The following is a 21224-nucleotide window of genomic DNA, read 5'->3' as shown; positions in this document are numbered from 1 at the left end:
ATATGCTGAGTAAGAGAATTATCCCCTGCCTGGATGTAAAAGACGGCAGAACGGTTAAAGGTGTAAACTTCGTAAACCTGAGTGATGCTGGCGATCCTGTAGAACTTGCCTGGCAATATGGGCAGCAAGGTGCCGATGAGCTGGTGTTCTTAGACATTACCGCCACACATGAGCGCAGGAAAACGATGATCGAGATGGTGAAATCCGTGGCCCGCCAGCTTAACATCCCTTTTACCATCGGCGGTGGTATTACTTCGGTAGCGGATGCAGAAGCACTTCTAAATGCCGGTGCCGACAAGATCAGCATCAATTCCGCAGCAGTAAACAATCCACTATTGATCGAAGAGTTGGCTAATGCCTTTGGCGTACAGTTTGTCGTAGTTGCTGTGGACACCAAATTCGTTGATGATAAGAATTTGGTGCACTTGAATGGTGGACGTAAGATCACTGCACTCGAAACCACATCATGGATCAAAGAAGCGGAATCCAGGGGTGCAGGCGAGATCCTGCTGACCTCCATGGATCATGATGGCACCAAGAACGGATTTGATTGTGGCCTGCTTGCAACCGTTTGCAACAGCGTGAACATTCCGGTAATCGCATCTGGTGGCGCTGGCAGCAAACAACATTTCGTTGATGTATTTCAACAAACCGGTGTGGATGCAGCTTTAGCAGCCTCGGTCTTCCATTTTGGAGAGATCGCAATACCGGATTTAAAACAAGAATTAAAAAAGAACAGCATACCGGTAAGGTTATGAATATAGATTTTGATAAAAGCAACGGTCTGGTACCTGTAGTGATACAGGATGTACAGACCCTGGAAGTATTAATGCTCGGTTACATGAACGAAGAAGCATGGACCAAAACTCAGCAAGAAGGGATTGTAACTTTCTTCTCAAGAACCAAAAACAGGTTGTGGACCAAAGGCGAAAGCAGCGGAAACTACCTGCATGTTAAAGAAACGTATCTGGATTGTGATAACGACACGCTTTTGATTAAGGTCACACCAGTCGGCCCCACTTGCCATACCGGCAACCGCAGCTGCTTTGATACGCCATACAACCAGAATTTCTTTTTTCAATTGCAAAACATCATTGCAGATCGATACGCCAATCCTTCAGAAGCTTCCTACGTGAATAGCCTGAGACAAAAAGGGATCAATAAAATTGCGCAGAAAGTTGGCGAAGAGGGTGTTGAAACAGTCATTGCCGCTTTAGCGGAAACGGATTTCGATTTTGTAAATGAGAGTTCAGACCTGATTTTCCACCTGCTTGTGCTATTACAGGAAAAAGGCAAGACCTTGGAAGATATTGCATTGAACCTGGAAAGCAGACACAAGAAATAAACATGCTGAAACTTGAGGAAACACTTGTTGGCCATTCAAACCCTGTTTATGCACTGAGCAGTGCTGTAGATCCCGACCGCTTTTATAGCGCAGGGAACGACAAAGGCGTGGTCGAATGGTCGCTGAGTAGTATGACCTACGTGAAGATTCTTTTACCAGTGCAAAGTTCCGTATACGCTTTGCACCGGTATAATGAACTGCTCTTTATTGGCCAGCGCAGCGGAACCATCCTGGTTTACGATACAAAAGCAGATAAACTGCTCGCCCGACTGGATCATCATAAAAAAGGCGTATTCGACATTAAAACCATCCCTTCTAAAAACGAGCTCATCAGCACCGGTGAGGAAGGTAAGGTTGTCATTTGGTCACTTGAGGATTTTTCCTTTCTATATGAGTTCCCCGTAATCGATAATACCCTACGTGTTATTGAAATCAGTAAGGATGAAAAAACCATTGCTATTGGTGCGAAAGATGGGCTGATCCGGCTCTATAATGCGGATGACTTCAGCTGCTTTAAAGTCTTGGAAGGACACACCCTTCCCATTACATCCATTCAGTTTGCACCAGATGGTGGGTACATGATCTCCGGAAGCAGAGATGCACAGTTAAAAGTCTGGAGAACAATGGATTTTGAACTGGAACAGAATATTCCAGCACACCTATTCAGCATCTACAGCGTGATCTTTCATCCTACACGACCTTATTTTGCAAGCTGCAGTCAGGACAAAAGCATAAAGCTCTGGAGTAGCCGTGACTTTCGGTTACTAAAAATCCTGAGCAATGAAAAAAACACCGGCGGACATTTCCATTCCATAAACCACATGATTTGGAGCGCCGATGGGCGATACCTGATCTCCACAGGAGACGACCGGCACGTCATGATCTGGAAATTTGAAGGCTAGCTCCGTTAAATAAGCCTGCATTTCATACCTAAATAAATCGCTTGATGATCCGCAGCTTATGTGAGTACCTTTTCAGTTCTGCATTGTATATGCCCTGATCATCTATCGGATCAATACGGACCTGGCCGGAAGCATGTATGATTTCCTTTTGGCTCAGGATCATACCCACGTGGATGATCCTCCCTTCATCATTATCGAAAAAGGCCACATCGCCCGGCTGAACTTCTGGAAGAAAATGTACGGTCTCGCCTTGCAGCGCCTGCTGTGAAGCATCACGCTGTAAATTAAGCCCATGCATCTTATAGACGATCTGCATGAATCCAGAGCAATCTATTCCGAACAACGTTCGCCCTCCCCACAGGTATGGTGCGTGCTGGAAGAATATTGCCGTTTTAACAAGCTGTTCTGTACTGGGAGGCTCCATAACCTTAAGCGGTTCAAAATCGACCTTATATCGCTGCTCAGCAATCCTGCAATATCCCCCATCATAGTCTGGAAGCGTACTGCCTGCGGCGAGATACATTTTACTGCCATCTGTTAAGGTTAGGCTGTTCAGCACGTTTGCCGGTGCAACAAAGGTTTTGCCGGGCGTATTATCACCAGTAACTGCTTGTACTTGCTTAAAATCTACGTAGCCTTCATACCCGTCAAATTCGCCGCGTACCTTTAGCCATTTCTCCAGACGTTCAAGTATCAGCACCTTGTCGCCAAAAAGCAGTTGCGAAACAATTTCCGCCTGATCTTTAGGCGCAGCTCTTAGTGGTGCAATAGACACCCTGCAAATTCCGTATTGGTTTTCCATTCAGGATATAAAACTAATGAAAGCCGGATAAAACTGCACATTAAACATTATATTCCTGAAATTGTTATTATCCGTAGAACCTAAAACCAGCAGCCATGAATGTCAAAAAAGTACTAATTGCCGTAGATAACAGCACCTCTTCTGAAAAAGCGGCACGCGTAGGTTATGAAATTGCGCAGACCTTTGGTGCAGAAGTGGCTTTGGTCAATGTTATTGAACCCATACCCGCAAATGTAAACCCGGATATGACCCTCGCCCCTGTATTCCTGGAAACCTATGATAACAGTGAAGAGAACAGTCACATTCTGCTAAAAGAGATGGAAGACAAATACGGCATGGGCATCCCTACCACGTACTTCAGTGTGATGGACAGTGCGGCGCATGGCATCATACAGCAGTCTGACGAATGGGGATCTCACCTGATCGTCATTGGTACTTACGGTCGTACAGGTCTATATCATTTTCTGATGGGCAGTGTTGCCGAGCACGTCGCCAGAAAGTCCGCGTGTCCCGTGCTTATTGTGCCCAACAAAGCAGATGTATAATCTGCTTTAATTCCAATGCTTAATCCGCATCATCTTTACAGAGGATGTACCGAATGTTTGCAATTGCAAATCCATACGGCTGGTTGGCACCGTCGTTATCTCCATTAAAGCTGATCTCAATTACATTAAACGGCCTTTTCGATTTTACAGCAAATAGCTTTGCTCCCATTGGTGTTGCTGCCGACTGGGTTAGTGTTGCAACAGGTGGATTTTCCTTGCTGTCATAAAAGCCTACGGTAAATGCATAGGCATCATACAAATTGGGTGCTAATTCAAACCCAAACGTTTCCACATATTTTGAAAGCTGAATGGTCAGCCGGTTTCGCTGTTGCGTGTACAACACGTCCGGGGCATCCTGCTCTACAAAAGGTTTACTGTTCCACAAAGCCGTCCAGCCGTTGGGATAGCCGGGCATCATCATTACGGAATCAGTGAAAGTAAGTTTCAGGCGTTTGTCTTCAACAGAACCGGTTACATAATGACTCGTCAGAACCGAAAGGTCCATCAATCTCGTTGAATTTACATAAGCATCGTCAGGTGTAAGTATCTGAGTGACGCGATTCAAAAACGAGGCTTGACTGGCAGCTGAAGTCCTTGATAGGGCATTGATTGCACGCGCGATGTGTGTACGGCCATCTTTCAATGGTACGCTCAGCTTTTTAGTTTCTTGCGCCGTGGCGACTTCAGCTTTGGCAGCTGGTTCATCTTTGGTACAGGCAACAAAGCACAAAACGGTTGCGAGTACTGCGATTCGGCTAAAATGTTGGGTGTTCATATGCGGTAGATTTGGTTGCAAGCGCTGTAGAACGTTACACCAATATAACATAAAATCAAGCTCGTTTTTGGCTGAAGCAGGATTGTACCGAAAATGTATTGAACTGTGGAGAACTGTGAAGTATGCCTGGATATTAATACGGGGTTGGTTAGGCTCACCCTAACCAACCCCGTATTAATATCCAGGCAGGCTGCTACCAGACATAGGTCGCAACAGCAGCTGCTGGCAAGGTTGCCGTGGCTGTTTTACCCTGATGTTTAATACTGAAGGTCTTGGATTCCTTGCCGGTATTTACGGCAATAAGCACGGTTTTACCGTCTTTTCGCTTAAATGCAACATTATCCAGGTTTTCCACCAGATTAGATGCAATGCGAACCGAACCTGCAGGCACGAACTTGCTGGCATGACCGATGATGTAATAAGCGACATTTCTGCTTACTTTAGGCGCAATGGTAATTGCACCCAGGCAGGTTGTACAGCCGCCAACGGTATGCGGTTTATATGCCGGATCGGCAGCTAAATTCCACTCCAGTACATTTCTGCTCCAATTCCGGGTTGCCCCGATGATGAGTGTAGACACGTGCCACTTCAAATCTTCGGGAAAATTAGAAGGACCGCCAACCCATTGTTCTGTGAAATACAGATTTTTATCCGGGAAGGCCTCATGTACCTGCGACAAAGCTTCAATCTTTCCGCCATATAGGTGGAAAGCAGAACCATCAACATATTTGTTTGCTTCCGGATCCTTAAGGATGGAGATTGGATAATCCGGGCGGTCGGCATTATGATCGTACAGAATGATCTTTGTTTTGATACCCGCAGCCTTAAATGCCGGACCCAAGGCAGTTTTAATGAAGATTGCCTGATCTTTTGCTTCCATGTACATACTTGGTACGTTACCTGGATGCAGCGGCTCATTCTGAATGGTAATGGCGTCTATGGTGATGCCTTCTGCCTTCATCGCGTGGATGTATTTCACGAAGTACTTCGCGTACGAGGCGTAATATTCTGGTTTCAGACTGCCCCCTTTGAAGCTGTTGTTGTCTTTCATCCAAGTTGGTGGCGACCATGGTGAACCCATGATCTTAATAGCAGGATTTATGGCAACAATCCGTTTTAAGACTGGCAATAGATCTTCTTGTTCTTTGGAGATGGTAAATTTTGCCTGATCCGGATCCGTTTGTCCAGACGGCAAATCGTTATAGCTGAAAGGCTCAGCGCTTAGATCTGAAGCCCCGATGCTGATCCGGAGATAACTTACGCCGATGCCGTTGTTTGTCGTGGAAAACAGTTCTTGCAACAAAGCAGCCTTTTGTGCCTCCGGCAGTTTGTTGATTAACGTAGCACTACCGCCTGTTAAGGTGTAGCCGAATCCATCTATAGATTGATAAGTTTGCTTCTCATTAACTTCAATGAAAGCAGCCGCCTGTGCCGCTTGTGTTGCAGAAAATTCCAGACCAGTTGGCTGTTTAGCCAACAAGGATTTTTGATCTGGCGTGGTGAGCCAAATTCCGGTTTCCTGAGCATTGGCTGGTGTCTTTATCGACTTCGACGTGCCGCATGCGCTAAGCAGCCCCACAGCAAGGAAGAGGCCGTACTGCAATGCGAGATGATTTTTAAGTTTTTGAATAATCATATCTTCTGATTTGAGTTATTGGATTGTATTTAATGATAAAGGCTGATGACTCAGCCTTATCATTGATCTCTATCTCATGTTTGGATTTCTGTCAACCTCTGTCTGTGGCAATGGCCAAAGCAGCTTACTTTCTGTGACGTTGTAATTTAAGTTTTTACCGGTTCCATCCTGCTGTGCATTCATCACAGCAATGGCTCTTCCTGTTCGTACCAGATCAAACCAGCGGTGCCCTTCAAACGCAAGCTCTAATCGTCGCTCTTTTTCAATGGCCAGGCGCATAGCTGCCTGATCCGCAGCGGCCGTCGCAGGTAAATTCACGCGGCTTCTGATTTGGTCCACAAGCTGTTTTGCCTGTGCCCATCCGCCTGCAGACAGTTCATTCTGTGCTTCTGCCTTAAGCAGCAAGATATCCGCTAAACGGAGGATGTAGGTATCCGTTTTATCATCTCCACGGTATTTGTTGATGTGTGGGTAGATCTTCGGATCTTTCCAGTAGTCATCATCCCAGCCAACACCATCGGTGAAGATGCTGGAGCGCTTACGTACCAGATCTTGCTCTGCATCGAAAGTATTCACAAGATCATTTGTCGGTGTATTAAATTTCTTCCAACCTGCACCAAAAAGCTGACTTGGCATCCAGTTGCCATGTTGTCCACCCCAACCATCATATTGCATCTCCCAGATTGCTTCTGCGTTGTTGTCATGCTGCGAATCCCAAAGGTGGTCGTAATTTGCTAGCAAGCTGTAGCCATTGTTAATTGTTGCATCTGCATGTTGCAGCACCTTCTGCCAGTCTGGATTAGCCTGTGTAGCATACACTTTGGCTAGCAAAGCATTTGCAATGCCTTTTGTAATGATGCCTTTGTTAGCAGATGTAGCGCGTGCATTTGCAACTCCATACTCCAGGTCTGCTTTAATCTGTGCATAGATCTCCTCAACAGAAGCCTTTGCAGGTTGGAATTCAGCATCAGTAGATGGAATCTTTAAAACCAAAGGCACAGCGCCCCATAACCTAACCAAATTGAAATACATATAGGCGCGCATGGTTCTCGCTTCCGCAAGGATTTGCTCGCGGCGCCCACCTTCATCAAGCTTCGGGTCCTGTATGTTCGGAACATTATCTGTTACGAGATTACAGTTCTTAATGTCGCTGTATAAGGAGTTCCAGTCACGGCTAATGTTACCGTTTGTAGAGTTAACAGTGAAAAGATCTATCTGGATGTTTGCCGGATTGTCTCCACCTGCATAGCAGTTGTCGGCCATGGCATCACCATTTACCAGGAAATCGTTGATGTGGTAATCGTTATACATACCATCGTAAACACCTTGTATTAATTTTTCGGCAGCAGCAGCATCAGCAAAAGCGATGTCTGGTGTTACCTGACTGATTGGTTGTTTATCCAGAAAGTCTTTTTTGCAGCTTGCAAAGCTTAAGGTCACTGCAGCAGCTGCTATGATTGAATATTTTGTGAGTTTCATTTTGTTCGAGTTAAAAGCCAACATTTACGCCAAACAAGAAAGTTCGGGCTTGCGGATAAGTTCCATAATCGATCCCCATTGATGGGCTGTTACCACTGTACTGCTGTACTTCCGGATCGAAGCCATTATACTTGGTGAAGGTAAGCAGGTTGTACCCTGTTGCGAATACAGTGAGTTTGCTCATGTTCCATTTGCTCAGGGCAACTTTACCAAAGTTGTAGGACAATGTTGCAGTTTTCAGTCGCAAGTATGAGCCATCTTCCACATATCTGCTTGAGGTACGTGAGTTATTGGTATTACCGCGTTCTGCCTTTGGAATGTTTGTTACCTGTCCCGGTGTGGTCCATCTGTTCAACACCGTTGCCAACTGGTTTTTAGAGTCATACAGTCCTTCAAGTTCAATGCGTGAAGCGTTGAAGATGTCATTACCCTGAACGCCCTGGAAGAATAGTGAAAGTGCTACAGGACCATAGGCCAGGTTGTTATTGATACCGTAAGTGAATTTCGGTTGCGCACTGCCAATGAATGTACGGTCACCCGCATCCACACTGCCATTGCCATTCAGATCAGCATATTCTGCCGCGCCGGTCTGTGCATTTACACCTGTGAACTGGTAGCCGTAGAAAGCGCCCAGCGGTCTGCCTACTTCAACACGAATGGCATTGTCACGTTCGTAAACCCCACCGAAGTTTATGGAGGTTAACGAATTACCCAGGCTGGTTACTTTATTCTTGTTGATCGAGAAGTTCAAGTCTGTGGACCAGCTGAATTTCTCACGTTCAAAGTTCTTGGTTGAAAGCACAAACTCTAAACCTTTATTTTCCATAGAGCCGACGTTTCTTGCCTGACTTCCGAAACCTGTTGCTTGTGGCAAAGGCACATTGATTAACAAGTCATTAGTCTTCTTCAGATATGCATCAGCAGTGAAGGTGATTCTTGAATTATAAAGGCTCAAATCCAAACCGATGTTGGTCTGTGTGGTTTTCTCCCAGGAAATATTCCTGTTTTCAAGTTGTGTAAAGTTGTAAGATCCTTGTGGTGTAGGCTGGTATAAAGCAAGGTAAGCGTAATCGCTTATGCCTTCATCGTTGCCGACCTTACCCCAGCTTCCTCTAATCTTTAAATCATTGATGACTTTGCTATCGCTCATGAAATTCTCAGCAGACAAGCGCCATCCCGCAGATACGGAAGGAAAATAACCGTAACGATTCTCCTTCGCAAATCTTGAAGAACCATCGGCACGCAAGTTCGAGCTAAAAAGATACTTGTTCGCATACGCATACGTTACTCGTGCCAAATAAGACCGTTTAGTCCATTGCGCAAATGCTGGAAGCTGCGGTAAAATTGATGTACCATCCCGCAGCAAATTCTTATTTGCGTCCAGGAATCTGGTTACTTCATAAGGATAGAATTTATAATCGGAAGACTGCAAAGTCATACCACCAGTAGCAGTTAATGCGTGCTGTCCGAAATTCTTAGCGTAGTTAAGGATGTTTTCATTTAGCCACACTTTGTCGTAGGACTGATTGTCGCGATAGATCCCCTGTTGTACACGGCCGTAGTCGGTCGAAAACGGATCCAGGAAGTAGCTATAGAAGTTGTTGCTATTGTTCGTGCTGATGCTGGACTTAAAATAGAAATCATCCGTAAAGTTCACCTGAGCAGAGAAAGCACCTAAAAAGCGGAAGTTCCTGGTTGCATTTTTGGCTGCAAAAGCATTTGCAATTGGGTTTTCCCAACCACCAGCATTAGGGTTCCCTGCATATTGTCCGTTTTCATTGAAGATACCAATGTTTGGCGGTGTGGTCAGTGCTGAAAGAATCGTTCCACCGCGGGCTACACCTGCGTTGTCACTTACATCAATTGATTTCCTTGACGTGAAGGACGCTGAACCAGTTAAGGTTAGCCATTTTGTAAGTTTCTGTGAACCGTTGAAATTAGCCGTGTATTTATCCAACACCGCAGGTGCTACAGTACCCTGATCACGTTGGTAACCGGTGGAGAAATAATATTGTCCGCCTTTTATACCACCTGCAAGAGATAACTGGTAGCTGTGCTGCTTACCTGTACCAAAGGTTAGGTCCTGCCAATCGGTCTGTTGCGTTCCAATACTTTGATAACCTAGTTCAGTCATCAAGGCGCCATACTGCGTGCTATTTAGCACCTCTTGTTGTTGCCATAAATTAGAAAAGCCCGTGAATGCATTGAAGCCAACCTGCAATTTGCCGGCTGTACCTTTCTTAGTCGTGATTAATATTACCCCATTGGCTCCGCTTGAACCGTAGATGGCTGCAGCAGATGCATCCTTCAGGATGGTCATGGTTTCAATGTCATTGGGATTTAGGAAATCCGCATTCCTTGAGGTCACCCCATCAATTACATACAGGGGACTGTTTGAGGCAGTGATGGAGGTATTACCACGAATACTTACAGCCACACCTGAACCTGGCTTGCCCGATTGCGAGGTGATCTGTACCCCTGCCGCCTTCCCCTGGATGGCTTGAAGTGGATTGGTTACCGGCTGATTCTGGATGTCCTTAGCGGAAACAGAAACAACAGCCGTAGTAATGTCCTTTTTTGTTGTCGTACCGTAACCGATCACCACAACTTCATCAAGTTGATTGTTGTCTTCCGACAGGACAACATTCATAGCGGTATTCCCAGTAGCGGGCTGTTCTATGGTTGTATAACCGATGAATGAAAATACGAGTGTTGAATTGGCTGGTGCCGATAGGCTAAATCTGCCTTCTGCGGAAGTTACAGTACCTCTTTGTGCACCTTTAATCTGGATGGATACTCCGGGTAGTGCCAAACCCTGTTTGTCTTTTACGCTCCCGTTTATTGTAATTTCCTGTGCGATCGCGATTGAGAAACCATACAGTAGAAAAACAACAAACAGCATAATCTTCTTTGTGATCATTGCTTTATGTAGTTTATAATTGGATGGTGTAAAATTGGCGCTATTTACCCTGATTTCAAAGCACAATCAGAAAATTCAGTTACACAACTTCCTGTAAAACAATATCTTACAAATATTTGATACGCTTCGGTACCGTAAGTAGAGGAATCAATATGATGCTGATATTCAACCCTTAAGCATAGGAGAACGAGCATTGGCTAATCCGCGTTGATACGCTTGTACACCATAGGAAATATTGCACGTATTTTTGAATATTTGGGAGTTTAGTCGAGAATTAACTGGTCCCAACCCTGCTTTTCTGACTTTTTCATGAGGGATTTTTTCTCCTCCATGGCTGTTTTTACCCGGTCGCCATAGTTCCAGCAGGTACTTTGTCGCATCTCAAGTAATTCAGCAAGTTTATGTGAGGACACTTTCCCCTTGGTGGTATAGATCAGGTAGACCATGTAAAAAGCTTTGTTGATCGGGATGCGTGTATTATGGAAAATGCTGTAAGACGTGACCGATTCTTCGTATCCGCATTTGCTGCACCGGCGACTAAATGCGGTGTGTCCATTGTAGTATTCAGTGTGCTTGCATTTGCGGCAGCTGTAACCGTTTTTCCATTTCAGATCGGCAAGGAACTTATGACAGGTTTCTTTATCCGGATAGATTTTACTGAACTCTTCAAAATCCATTTCGGCTGACATCACACGGGCATGTGTTACCTTTTCTACATTCGTATGTAGCGCCTTGTTGTCCTGCGCCAAGAGCACATTCATTCTGCTAATGTTTTCCGACTGCTGTTGCAACAAAGCATTCATCTGTTCCAGCTCCACATTTTTGGCTTCAATGATATGAGATTTATGAGATACTTCCTGTGTACGCTCGACGACTTTAGATTCTAGTTGCTGATTGATGCTGTCGATGAGCTTGACATTATCAGCCATTTGTTGGATCATGTGGCGTTGTGTCTGTTCTCTCCTAATTCTGAGTAAACTCAGCTGATCCGCAATTGCGAAGGAGAAGAAGACCATTTCCGCAACGAATGAAAAACTCAGGCTGTAGTAGCTAATGGCGCCGAAATTCAGCCAGCCATATCCAAGCATGATCAGGAACTTCAATGTAAAGCCGATGAAGAGGACGCTATACCCTAGTACAAAGAACCTCGCTGCCTGATAGCCTTTATAATATACATAGATACCGGCAAAAAAGGCAATGGTTAGTGGCACGACCTCCAGGAATTTAAAGCTGAATAGCGAATGATTAAACAACAGGCAATATAAAAAGAACAACAGTCGGGCAACGACTGCAATTACAATGACCCGATTGATTTTAGGTGCTTTAACCTTTAGGTGCAGCAAGGCCCGGGTAAACAGAAGTGCAAATACACTGGTACTGCATAATGCTACGCCATAGGCAATCTGGTTCCAGGCGGGTTGATTAGGCCACAGGTACTGATAGGCAATACCATCTGTACTCATTTCATAAAAGCCGACGCTCAGGATGTAGAGCACGTAGAAAAGATACTGCCGCTGTTTCATGGAGATGAACATGATCAGGTTGTACAAACTGAATACGAGGATCATACCATAGAATATACCGAACATGAGGTACTCGTTCAAGGCGTAGGCAATGAACCAATCGACCGACCGTAGGACTACGATCGCGTCTGCGATTTGTGAGGATTTGATGCTTATATAATAGGTACTGATTCCAGTGCCTTCATTATCAATGGGGATCTCAAAATTCTTGTGGTTGAGCCGTCTGCTGGAAAAGCGGTATTCATCGCCGAGCTTGACTGCTGAATACTGGCCAATGGTGTCTGGCACATACACGGTGATCTGGTCTATGGTCTGATCGAAGAACTCCAGGAGAAAGTGTTTTTTCGCTTCCGGGTTATTCTTGATCCGGATTTTAAACCAATAGCGGCGATTTAGCTTTAATGTTTGTGGCGTACTGGCCACACTGGGTTTGAATTGTTGATCAATGGCGGAATTCCTGATCCGATCTATATTTAGCGTACCGCTAGAATCTTCCAGCATGTGGATTTCAGCGTAAGTGAATATGTGCTGATCAACATCATCATGAATTTGTACCGCCGTTTGTGCAACAGTTGCCGAACACGCAAATAGCATCAAGATTAGGAAGAGGACGCATTTGGAGCTGCGTGCAGATAGCTGTTTAACCATTAGAAGGCACAAAGTTAAACAATTCAAAAAGGCTGGGCACAAAAAAAGCCGCTTCAGAAGAAGCGGCTGTATCATCTATATGGATATTACTATCCTTCCTGGTGTAACCAGGCTTTTTTCTCTAACAATTCAGTTTCCGTTTCACGAACATCTTCATCGTCAACACAGCAATCTACCGGGCAAACCGCAGCACACTGAGGTTCATCATGGAAGCCTTTGCATTCCGTGCACTTATCTGAAACGATATAATAATATTCATCCGAAACTGCATCCTGAACTGCTTCTGCGTCAACCTGGGTAGCACCAAAGTCGATGATCCCTCTTAGGTTGGTACCGTCAGAGAATCTCCATGCAGAACCGGCATCATAAATTGCATTATTCGGGCATTCCGGCTCACATGCTCCGCAGTTTATACACTCATCTGTTATTTTAATAGCCATGTCTTCTTTTATATCTATGCTAAGTTTACCTTTGCGGTGCAAATATAACAATCTACTTTTAAAATTACCGGAGATATGCCATTCCTTAGCGTTGAAAAATTAATTATTGCTTTCACCAAACTGGGTGCCTTTATGGCTTCACCAGACGCTGCATTCATAGCAGTTATGGAAGGTTCAAGCAATCATAATGCCTGGTTCACGCTGGAAGAGGTTAAAAAAGCAGTTACCTCCCTAAGTAACATGCTCAATAACAACGATATTGAGAAATGGTTTCAGGGTATTGAAATTTCGGATAACCCTAAAAAGCTCGGATTGGTACTTGCAGGAAACATTCCCTTAGTGGGTTTCCACGATGTATTGGCGGTTTTAGCGACCGGCAACATCGCACTGATAAAGCTATCTTCTTCAGATGACAAGCTTCTACCCGCCCTGCTAAGGCAGCTGGTAACCATTGAACCAGCGTTAGAGCGGCAGATTCAGTATACTGATCGTTTGAAAGATTTTGATGCCATCATCGCAACAGGTAGCAACAATTCATCGAGGTATTTTGACTACTATTTTGGAAAAGTGCCGAACATCATCCGTAAAAACCGGAATAGTGTGGCGGTGCTAACCGGTAGCGAAAGCAAGGAATCCATAGCGCGTCTTGGCCACGACATATTCGACTACTTCGGACTGGGTTGTAGAAATGTATCAAAAATCTTTATCCCGGAAGGTTATGAGATCAAGAACTTCTTCGAACCGCTTGAAAGTTTTCAGCCCATCATCAACCACTTCAAGTATAACAACAACTACGATTATAATAAATCCATCTACCTGGTGAATCAGGTGAAGCATTACGACAACGGTTTTTTGCTTTTGAAGGAAGATGAAGGCATGAGTTCGCCACTAGCAGTGCTGTATTTTGAATACTACAACAGTTTGGATGCCGTTGCAGAACGCCTGAATGTGCAGCAAGCAGAAATTCAGTGTGTAGTATCCGAGGCGCAGATGACTTTAGATCTAGCCGTTTTGCCCTTTGGCCAAAGTCAGTCGCCCAAACTTTGGGATTATGCAGATAACGTAGATACCGTAGCGTTTTTAACCAAGCTGTAGGTTATTTATTTCCTTTAAGCTCCGCACGGATTTCTTTAACAAAGGAAAGGGATACCTGCGCAACTTCGGAAGCCTGCTCGTCAGACATACCCAATTGTGAAATTAAGCTAAGCACAAGTTTCTTTTTCTGCAGTTCCTGTCCTTCTTCTTCTCCCTTTTCCAAGCCGCCTGGCGCAACTTTCTTTATCGTTCTGATCAGTCCCATGTTGAGTGTATTTAACGTTGTCTGTAAATAGAACATCAATTTCGCAGCGTTATTGTCTCCCCCATTGCAGGATGATCGCAATTGCCGGCATACATGCAAGCTTGCACGACTATACATGGCAACTTGGACAACCTTGAAATTGTGCTCTTTCGAAATTACATAATCTCCAGCTATTTTCCGCCCCAGCGGTATCCCTTGCGAGAATTTCAATTGTAAATACTATTTTTGAACAAAATGTATATTATTAAAGTAAAAGGCATTGCCAAAATTCCAGACTATGTGCAGCTGCGTGATGATAAGTTCACTTTGCTCGCCTATTTCAGGCTGGACCGGCCAGATAAATCGTTAGAAAAGCTCGGCCTTACGGATAAAATACCTTACATAATGAGTCAGATTAATGATCTTCCTTTTGGGGAAATCAAGAAAATAGATATTTAAGCATGGCAGGAAACGCAGTTATAAATCTTAAGAATGTTGATGTTTATCAACAGAAACACCTGGTACTAACCAATGTAAACCTGAATATCGACAAAGGGGAATTTGTTTTTCTTATCGGACAAACCGGTTCAGGGAAAAGCAGCTTGTTGAAAATCATTTATGGTGACCTGCATATTGGGAATGGCGAAGGCAGCGTAGCCGGATTTGACTTAAAGAAACTTGCCATTCGTGATGTACCCTATCTTCGCCGGAAGCTAGGCATTGTGTTTCAGGATTTCCAACTGCTTACCGATAGAACCATCGAGAAAAATCTGGAGTTTGTCCTGAAGTCCACGGGGTGGACAGACAAAAACCTTATCCAGGAACGCATAAAAGATGTACTTGAGAAAGTAGGCTTACGTTCTAAAATCCGCAAAATGCCACATGAGATCTCTGGAGGCGAACAGCAGCGTGTGGTAATTGCACGTGCCTTGCTGAATAATCCTGAAATCATCCTGGCAGACGAGCCTACCGGTAACCTTGACCCCGATACTTCCGAGGAGATTGTAATGCTTTTAAAGCAGATCAGTCAGGGTGGCACAGCCGTGTTAATGGCTACGCATGATTACCACATTATCCGCACCTTCCCTTCAAGAATCATCAAATGTGAAAGCGGTGTGGTCCATGAAGATGCAACCATCGGCTAAGGCCAAAGCTGACATAATTATTTCTTTTCAGCCATAATGAACAGCTTATTTTAAGAAGGCTGACAGCATGGCTGATAATCTTTCATTGGCAAACCTTTTGAGTTTACCACCAAAAATTCTATTCTACCATGTTTAGCAAGAAGAAAAAGAACGATAACGAGACCACGAATATGGAAAATAATGCCGAAGCGCAAGTAACGAACGAAGAAACTACTGCGGCGCAAAATGCAGCAGCAGAACAAGGCGGCGCAGAATCCGGAGCTGAAGAAACGAATACCGAAGCTACACCTGAACTGTCTGTAGAAGAAAAACTTAAACAGGAAAATGCTGCGTTGAATGACAAGTATTTGAGACTGTTTGCTGAGTTTGACAACTATAAACGCCGTACGCAAAAAGAACGTATTGAGTTACTGCAAACTGCTGGAAAAGACGTTATTGTATCCCTCCTTACTATTCTGGATGATTTTGACCGGGCTAACAAAGCTGCAGAGACTGCCGTTGAAGTTGGGCCAATTAAAGAAGGTGTACAATTGGTACACAATAAACTCATGAGCGTTTTAGGTCAGAAAGGCCTGAAGGTTATGGAGAGTATCAACACACCATTTGATACAGATTTGCATGAAGCAATTACAAAAGTTCCTGCTCCAAGTGAAGAACTGAAGGGCAAAGTAATAGATGAACTTGAAAAGGGATATACTTTGAATGAAAAAGTAATCCGTTTTGCAAAAGTTGTTGTAGGTAGTTAAGATTATGAGCAAGAGAGATTATTATGATATCCTTGGCGTTTCCAAGAGTTCTTCGGCAGACGAGATAAAGAAGGCCTACCGGAAGCTTGCCATTAAATATCACCCGGATAAAAACCCGAACGATAAATCCGCAGAGGATAAGTTCAAGGAAGCTGCAGAAGCATATGAAGTGCTGAGCAACCCGGAAAAGAAACAAAGGTACGACCATTATGGCCATGCCGGTGTAGGATCATCTGCCGCAAGCGGTGGTGGCTATGGCGGTGGAGGCATGAACATGGAAGATATCTTCAGCCAGTTTGGAGACATCTTCGGCGGTGGCGGTGGCAGCCCGTTTGAAAGCTTCTTCGGCGGACAGCAGCAGTCACGCGGCGGTCGCCGTGTAGCTAAAGGTTCGAACCTTAGAATTAAAGTAAAGCTGACCCTGGAAGAAATTGCCAACGGTGCGGAGAAAAAGATAAAAGTAAACAAGCAGGTTACCTGTAAGACCTGTGAGGGAAGTGGCGCTAAAGACCGTAACTCTGTAAGTACTTGTAGTACTTGTGGTGGTAGCGGCGCGGTAAGAAGGGTGACCAACACCATTCTTGGCCAGATGCAAACTTCTTCTACCTGCCCGACGTGTAATGGTAGCGGTAGTCAGATTACCAACAAATGTAATTCATGCCATGGCGAGGGTACCGTGAGAGGCGAAGAAACCATCTCGATCAATATCCCTGCAGGTGTGAGCGACGGCATGCAGTTGAGCATGAGCGGCAAAGGTAATGCTGGTCCGAATGGCGGTATCCCAGGTGATTTAATCATCCTGATTGAAGAGATTCCACATGAGACCCTAAAACGTGAAGGTAATAACATCGTTTATGACCTGCACCTAAGCATCATTGATGCGGCTTTAGGCCTTAGCGCTGAAGTACCAACCATTGACGGTAAAGCAAAGATTAAGATTGAGCCGGGTACACAGAGCGGCAAACTGCTGCGCTTAAAAGGAAAAGGTATTCCTGAAATTAACTCTTACCAACGTGGTGATGAGATTATTCACGTGAACATCTGGACACCGAAAGCGTTGAGCAGCGAAGAAAGAGAGCTACTGGAAAAATTGAGAAGCTCGCCAAACTTCAAACCGCAGCCAGGTAAAAATGATAAAAGCTTCTTCGAGAAGATGAAAGAATATTTCGAATAATTGATTTTTTATTTTTTTAAGCCACCCTCGGGTGGCTTTTTTTTTGCCACAGGGTGTAACTTTTACGCCATCTTACCTACTAAGTAAGTATATCTAAATTAATAAGATGCTTAGCGTAAGAAACATTGTAAAACAGTATGCCAGCCACCGGGCGCTCGACGAGGTAAGCCTCGAAGTGCCGGAGGGTAAAATCTTCGGCCTGTTGGGTCCGAACGGTGCAGGCAAGACATCCCTGATCAGGATCATCACTCAAATCACCGGACCAGACAGCGGTGAAGTATTTTTTAATGGGCAGCGGCTCAATGCGAACCATATCGCACAGATTGGCTATTTACCGGAAGAACGTGGGTTATACAAGAAGATGGAGATCGGTGAACAGGTGCTTTACCTTGCGAAACTGAAAGGGTTGAGCACCCCGGAAGCCACTAAGCGGATTAAATACTGGTTTGAAAAGCTGGAGATGCAGGACTGGTGGAACAAGAAAGTGGAAGACCTGAGTAAGGGTATGCAGCAGAAGGTGCAGTTCGTGGCCACAGTACTGCATCAACCTGAACTGATTATTCTGGATGAGCCGTTCTCGGGGTTTGATCCGGTAAATGCAGACATTATTAAGAATGAGATCCTGGAGCTGAACAAGAAGGGCGCTACGTTTATCTTCTCTACACACCGCATGGAGTCGGTGGAAGAGCTTTGCGATCACATTGCGTTGATCCATCACTCGAAGAAGATTCTGGATGGCTCTGTGGGTGACATTAAGTCTACCTACCGCAGCAATACCTACTGGGTAGAATACGAAGGACAGTACAACCTGAACCAGGCTGACCCGATCTTTGCCGTGCTTGATACGCACCAACTTGGTAACACCACCAGGATCAAAATTCAGCTTCGGCCGGGCCAGACTGCCAACCAGGTGCTCATCGCATTGCTGCCTCATGTAAGCATTCACCGGCTGGATGAGGTTATCCCAACTATGAACGACATATTTATTGACAAAGTTAAAAACGTAAACTAATGGCCACAAACAAGACCTTACTCATCATTGAGCGTGAATACATGTCAAGGGTAAAGAAGAAGTCGTTCATTGTAATGACACTTTTGGGCCCGGTAATCATCGCCTTATTTTACGGACTAATCATCTACTTCTCCATCCAGGGTGTTACAGACACTTCAAATAAAATCGCCGTTGTAAATGACAATAAAACCATTACAGAGCGGCTAAAATCGACTAAAAACACCCAGTACGAATATGTGTCTAAACCTATTGAAGACATGAAGAAGTCTGTAAAGACCTCCGGTTACGACTACATCCTGTACATACCTGAGTTTCCGTTGGATAAACCCGAGGGTATACAATTACTTGGGGAGAAACAAGCTGGACTGAGTTTAAGTGGAAAGGTTTCGGATCACATTGAAGAAATGATCCGTAATCAAAAGCTTAAAGAATCCGGACTGAAACAAACAGACCTGGACAATCTAAAATCATCTGTAGACATCAGTACCAAGAAGATTAACGAGACTGGTGCAGATGAAGATTCCAGTGCCGGTGCAAGCACGATCATTGCATACGTTGCCGGCATCCTCATGTTTATGTTCATCATGTTGTATGGTATCCAGGTGATGCGCGGTGTTATTGAAGAAAAAACGAGCCGTATCATTGAGGTTATGATCTCCTCTGTGAAGCCGTTTCAGTTGATGCTTGGTAAGATCGTCGGGATTGCGCTTGTCGGTTTAACACAGTTCGTGTTATGGATCGTGCTAACCTTCGCCATCTCCACGGCTGTGGTAAAGATTTTTGTATCGGACAAAGACATGAAACAAACCACTATGGTACAAAACGATGGTAGCAGTGTCAGCACGCCCGCAGCAGCACAGGACAATCCGATTGGAGACATCCAAAAAAGCATGGCTAACCTTAACGTCGGTAAGATCGTCGTGGTATTCCTCTTCTTTTTTATTGGTGGATACTTGTTTTACAGTGCACTATACGCGGCCATCGGCTCTGCTGTAGACAACGAAACAGAGACGCAACAGTTTATGATGCCTGTGATGATGCCGCTGTTTCTAGGCTATGCATTGTCTTTAAGCGTGGTTACAAACGACCCTTACGGTTCTATTGCTTTCTGGCTGTCCATGATTCCTTTTACCTCCCCTATTGCCATGATGGTTAGGCTCCCTTATGGCGTGCCGGACTGGCAGCTTGCTTTATCCATGTTCATTCTTGTGGCAGGTTTTATTGGCACGGTTTGGGTTGCATCGAAAATTTACCGCGTTGGTATCTTGATGTATGGCAAAAAGACAAACTTCAAAGAGATGGTAAAGTGGTTTACCTATAAAAATTAATACATGAAAGCAGCCGTTATAGATCTTGGTACAAATACTTTTCACCTGATTATTGCCGATCTGGCAAAAGGTGGCGCAGTGATCTATAAAACAACGGTGCCGGTAAAACTGGGCGAAGGTCGGATAAATGACAACATGATCATTCCGGAAGCCCTTGAACGTGGGCTACAGGCATTGGAAGCTTTCGCAGCAACCATTAAAACACATGAGGTGGATGTAGTAAAAGCTACAGCCACCTCTGCTGTAAGAAGCGCTGCCAATGGTGAGGACTTTGTCCATGCCGCCAGGGAAAGAGCGGGCATTGAGATTAAGGTGATTGACGGCGATGCCGAAGCTGGGCTGATTTACAAAGGCGTGCAAGCAACGGGGCTGATCGATACAACAACTCTGGTTATGGATATTGGCGGCGGCAGCACGGAATTCATCATCTGCAGCCCGCAGGAAGTTCTCTGGAAAAAAAGCTATGATATCGGTGCCGCACGGCTGATGCAGGCTTATTTCAAATCAGATCCCATCAGTGCTACGGAAAGGGATGCGATCTATCGCCATGTGGAAGCCACCACTGCTGAACTTATAGCGAAATGTAAAGTCTACAAGCCGGCCAAGTTAATTGGCTCCGCAGGTGCTTTTGAATCTTTTGCAGGCATGCTGATGATTCAGAACAACAAGCCTGCAAAAGATATAGCGTCGGGGGTGATCGATTATGATCAATATTTACAGCTTTCAGCTCGACTGATTGCCTCAACGCATGAACAGCGGATGCAAATGGATGCTTTGCCGCCGGTAAGGGTAGACATGATTGTTATTGCAGCTTTGCTGCTAAACTTTGTGCTGGAGCAAACGGGTATTAAAGTGCTGAACCTATCTACTAACGACCTGAAAATGGGTGTTCTGGCGCAACTCCAGGAAGACTACAACTTAGACAGCTCTCTATAGAGTTTCTCCGTCGGTAAGCCCATCACGTTGGTATAAGAGCCAACGATCTTCTCCACGCCAATCATGCCAATCCAATCCTGCACGCCGTATGATCCGGCTTTATCGAAAGGGTTATAGTGATTCACATAGTAGTTGATCTGCGTGATGTTTAAGGGTCTGAAGTAAACTTCTGTAACGTCATAAAAGGTGTTCAGTTCTCCTTTGTAGGCGAGGCTCACGCCGGTAAACACCTCGTGCATATTGCCCGAAAGTTTGGATATCATTTCTACAGCATGCGCAGCATCTGTTGGCTTACCGAGTATTTCATTCTGAAAGGAAACAATGGTATCAGCCGTAATTACGACTGCTTTAAGTTCATCCGGTAGAAATGCTTTCGCTTTCTGCTCGCTGATATACTGCGCGACCTGATGTGGTTTTAAGCCCTCAGGGTAACTTTCATCAATGTCTTTAAGCAATACTTCAAAGTCGAGATCCATGAGCTTCAAAAGCTCTTGTCTGCGTGGCGACTTGGAAGCGAGTATAATGGGGTGATTTTGTACTAGCATAGCATTTAGTTTAGGGCTAAAATAAGAAAAGCGGCTGTAAGCCG

The 21224-nt window shown here is 44.8% G+C and carries 21 protein-coding genes; 12 read left to right on the top strand and 9 right to left on the bottom strand.

Annotation, left to right across the window (positions count from 1 at the left end):
- Positions 1 to 2: 2 nt before the first annotated feature.
- Genes hisF through IEW69_RS01385 form a run of 3 tightly spaced genes read left to right on the top strand, consistent with a single transcriptional unit; the run spans position 3 to position 2247 of the window.
- Positions 3 to 758, top strand: a complete 756-nt coding sequence (gene hisF / locus IEW69_RS01395) for an imidazole glycerol phosphate synthase subunit HisF (RefSeq protein ID WP_188625029.1) — start codon at positions 3 to 5, stop codon at positions 756 to 758.
- Positions 755 to 1345, top strand: a complete 591-nt coding sequence (hisIE, locus tag IEW69_RS01390) for a bifunctional phosphoribosyl-AMP cyclohydrolase/phosphoribosyl-ATP diphosphatase HisIE (protein ID WP_188625028.1) — start codon at positions 755 to 757, stop codon at positions 1343 to 1345. The genes hisF and hisIE overlap by 4 nt, the downstream gene beginning before the upstream one ends.
- Before the next feature lie 2 nt (positions 1346 to 1347).
- Positions 1348 to 2247 (top strand): WD40 repeat domain-containing protein, encoded by a 900-nt coding sequence (locus tag IEW69_RS01385; RefSeq protein WP_188625027.1) that lies wholly within the window; start codon positions 1348 to 1350, stop codon positions 2245 to 2247.
- 28 nt (positions 2248 to 2275) lie between these two features.
- Here IEW69_RS01385 and IEW69_RS01380 read toward each other — a convergent pair whose 3' ends face one another.
- Positions 2276 to 3049 (bottom strand): C40 family peptidase, encoded by a 774-nt coding sequence (locus IEW69_RS01380; protein WP_188625026.1) that lies wholly within the window; start codon positions 3047 to 3049, stop codon positions 2276 to 2278.
- Between the two features lie 95 nt (positions 3050 to 3144).
- On the opposite strand from IEW69_RS01380, the gene IEW69_RS01375 reads away from it, so the two are divergent.
- The gene (locus IEW69_RS01375) at positions 3145 to 3594 is read left to right on the top strand and encodes a universal stress protein (RefSeq protein WP_188625025.1); all 450 of its coding nucleotides are present in this window, start codon (positions 3145 to 3147) and stop codon (positions 3592 to 3594) included.
- A 19-nt stretch (positions 3595 to 3613) separates the two neighbouring features.
- Here the strand turns inward: IEW69_RS01375 and IEW69_RS01370 are convergent, their stop codons facing one another.
- The 6 genes from IEW69_RS01370 to IEW69_RS01345 form a co-directional block, all read right to left on the bottom strand.
- The gene (locus IEW69_RS01370) at positions 3614 to 4369 is read right to left on the bottom strand and encodes a hypothetical protein (RefSeq protein WP_188625024.1); all 756 of its coding nucleotides are present in this window, start codon (positions 4367 to 4369) and stop codon (positions 3614 to 3616) included.
- A 193-nt stretch (positions 4370 to 4562) separates the two neighbouring features.
- A complete protein-coding gene (locus IEW69_RS01365; RefSeq protein WP_188625023.1) occupies positions 4563 to 6005 on the bottom strand; it encodes a glycoside hydrolase family 30 protein in 1443 nt (480 codons plus the stop codon).
- A 69-nt stretch (positions 6006 to 6074) separates the two neighbouring features.
- Positions 6075 to 7484: a RagB/SusD family nutrient uptake outer membrane protein gene (locus IEW69_RS01360; RefSeq protein ID WP_188625022.1), complete on the bottom strand. Its 1410-nt coding sequence runs from the start codon at positions 7482 to 7484 to the stop codon at positions 6075 to 6077.
- A gap of 10 nt (positions 7485 to 7494) precedes the next feature.
- Positions 7495 to 10404: a SusC/RagA family TonB-linked outer membrane protein gene (locus tag IEW69_RS01355; RefSeq protein WP_229663476.1), complete on the bottom strand. Its 2910-nt coding sequence runs from the start codon at positions 10402 to 10404 to the stop codon at positions 7495 to 7497.
- Between the two features lie 263 nt (positions 10405 to 10667).
- Complete coding sequence (locus IEW69_RS01350) at positions 10668 to 12575, bottom strand: 7TM diverse intracellular signaling domain-containing protein (RefSeq protein WP_188625021.1); 1908 nt, start codon at positions 12573 to 12575, stop codon at positions 10668 to 10670.
- A gap of 89 nt (positions 12576 to 12664) precedes the next feature.
- Entirely contained in the window at positions 12665 to 13015 is a 351-nt protein-coding gene (locus IEW69_RS01345; RefSeq protein ID WP_188625020.1) for a 4Fe-4S dicluster domain-containing protein, read from the bottom strand.
- A gap of 75 nt (positions 13016 to 13090) precedes the next feature.
- On the opposite strand from IEW69_RS01345, the gene IEW69_RS01340 reads away from it, so the two are divergent.
- A complete protein-coding gene (locus IEW69_RS01340; protein ID WP_188625019.1) occupies positions 13091 to 14110 on the top strand; it encodes an acyl-CoA reductase in 1020 nt (339 codons plus the stop codon).
- A 1-nt stretch (position 14111) separates the two neighbouring features.
- Here IEW69_RS01340 and IEW69_RS01335 read toward each other — a convergent pair whose 3' ends face one another.
- Positions 14112 to 14315 (bottom strand): hypothetical protein, encoded by a 204-nt coding sequence (locus IEW69_RS01335; RefSeq protein ID WP_188625018.1) that lies wholly within the window; start codon positions 14313 to 14315, stop codon positions 14112 to 14114.
- 234 nt (positions 14316 to 14549) lie between these two features.
- On the opposite strand from IEW69_RS01335, the gene IEW69_RS01330 reads away from it, so the two are divergent.
- The 7 genes from IEW69_RS01330 to IEW69_RS01300 all read left to right on the top strand — a co-directional run bounded on the left by IEW69_RS01330 (position 14550) and on the right by IEW69_RS01300 (position 20635).
- The gene (locus tag IEW69_RS01330; protein WP_188625017.1) at positions 14550 to 14753 is read left to right on the top strand and encodes a fructose-6-phosphate aldolase; all 204 of its coding nucleotides are present in this window, start codon (positions 14550 to 14552) and stop codon (positions 14751 to 14753) included.
- Between the two features lie 2 nt (positions 14754 to 14755).
- A complete protein-coding gene (locus tag IEW69_RS01325; RefSeq protein WP_188625016.1) occupies positions 14756 to 15439 on the top strand; it encodes a cell division ATP-binding protein FtsE in 684 nt (227 codons plus the stop codon).
- A 170-nt stretch (positions 15440 to 15609) separates the two neighbouring features.
- Positions 15610 to 16185 carry a nucleotide exchange factor GrpE gene (locus tag IEW69_RS01320; RefSeq protein ID WP_373284088.1) on the top strand — a complete coding sequence of 192 codons (576 nt, stop codon included), beginning with the start codon at positions 15610 to 15612 and terminating at the stop codon, positions 16183 to 16185.
- Between the two features lie 4 nt (positions 16186 to 16189).
- Positions 16190 to 17359: a molecular chaperone DnaJ gene (gene dnaJ / locus IEW69_RS01315; protein ID WP_188625014.1), complete on the top strand. Its 1170-nt coding sequence runs from the start codon at positions 16190 to 16192 to the stop codon at positions 17357 to 17359.
- 106 nt (positions 17360 to 17465) lie between these two features.
- Complete coding sequence (locus IEW69_RS01310; RefSeq protein ID WP_188625013.1) at positions 17466 to 18371, top strand: ABC transporter ATP-binding protein; 906 nt, start codon at positions 17466 to 17468, stop codon at positions 18369 to 18371.
- Positions 18371 to 19699, top strand: a complete 1329-nt coding sequence (locus IEW69_RS01305) for an ABC transporter permease (RefSeq protein ID WP_188625012.1) — start codon at positions 18371 to 18373, stop codon at positions 19697 to 19699. Before IEW69_RS01310 ends, IEW69_RS01305 begins: the two co-directional genes overlap by 1 nt.
- 3 nt (positions 19700 to 19702) lie before the next feature.
- Positions 19703 to 20635 carry a Ppx/GppA phosphatase family protein gene (locus tag IEW69_RS01300; RefSeq protein WP_188625011.1) on the top strand — a complete coding sequence of 311 codons (933 nt, stop codon included), beginning with the start codon at positions 19703 to 19705 and terminating at the stop codon, positions 20633 to 20635.
- Here the strand turns inward: IEW69_RS01300 and IEW69_RS01295 are convergent.
- Positions 20611 to 21180: a Maf family nucleotide pyrophosphatase gene (locus IEW69_RS01295; RefSeq protein ID WP_188625010.1), complete on the bottom strand. Its 570-nt coding sequence runs from the start codon at positions 21178 to 21180 to the stop codon at positions 20611 to 20613. The two genes, IEW69_RS01300 and IEW69_RS01295, sit on opposite strands and share 25 nt — an antisense overlap.
- Positions 21181 to 21224: the final 44 nt, after the last annotated feature.

It is taken from the genome of Pedobacter quisquiliarum (assembly GCF_014642175.1).
Lineage (GTDB): Bacteria > Bacteroidota > Bacteroidia > Sphingobacteriales > Sphingobacteriaceae > Pedobacter > Pedobacter quisquiliarum.
This window is presented reverse-complemented; position numbering and strand designations above follow the sequence as displayed.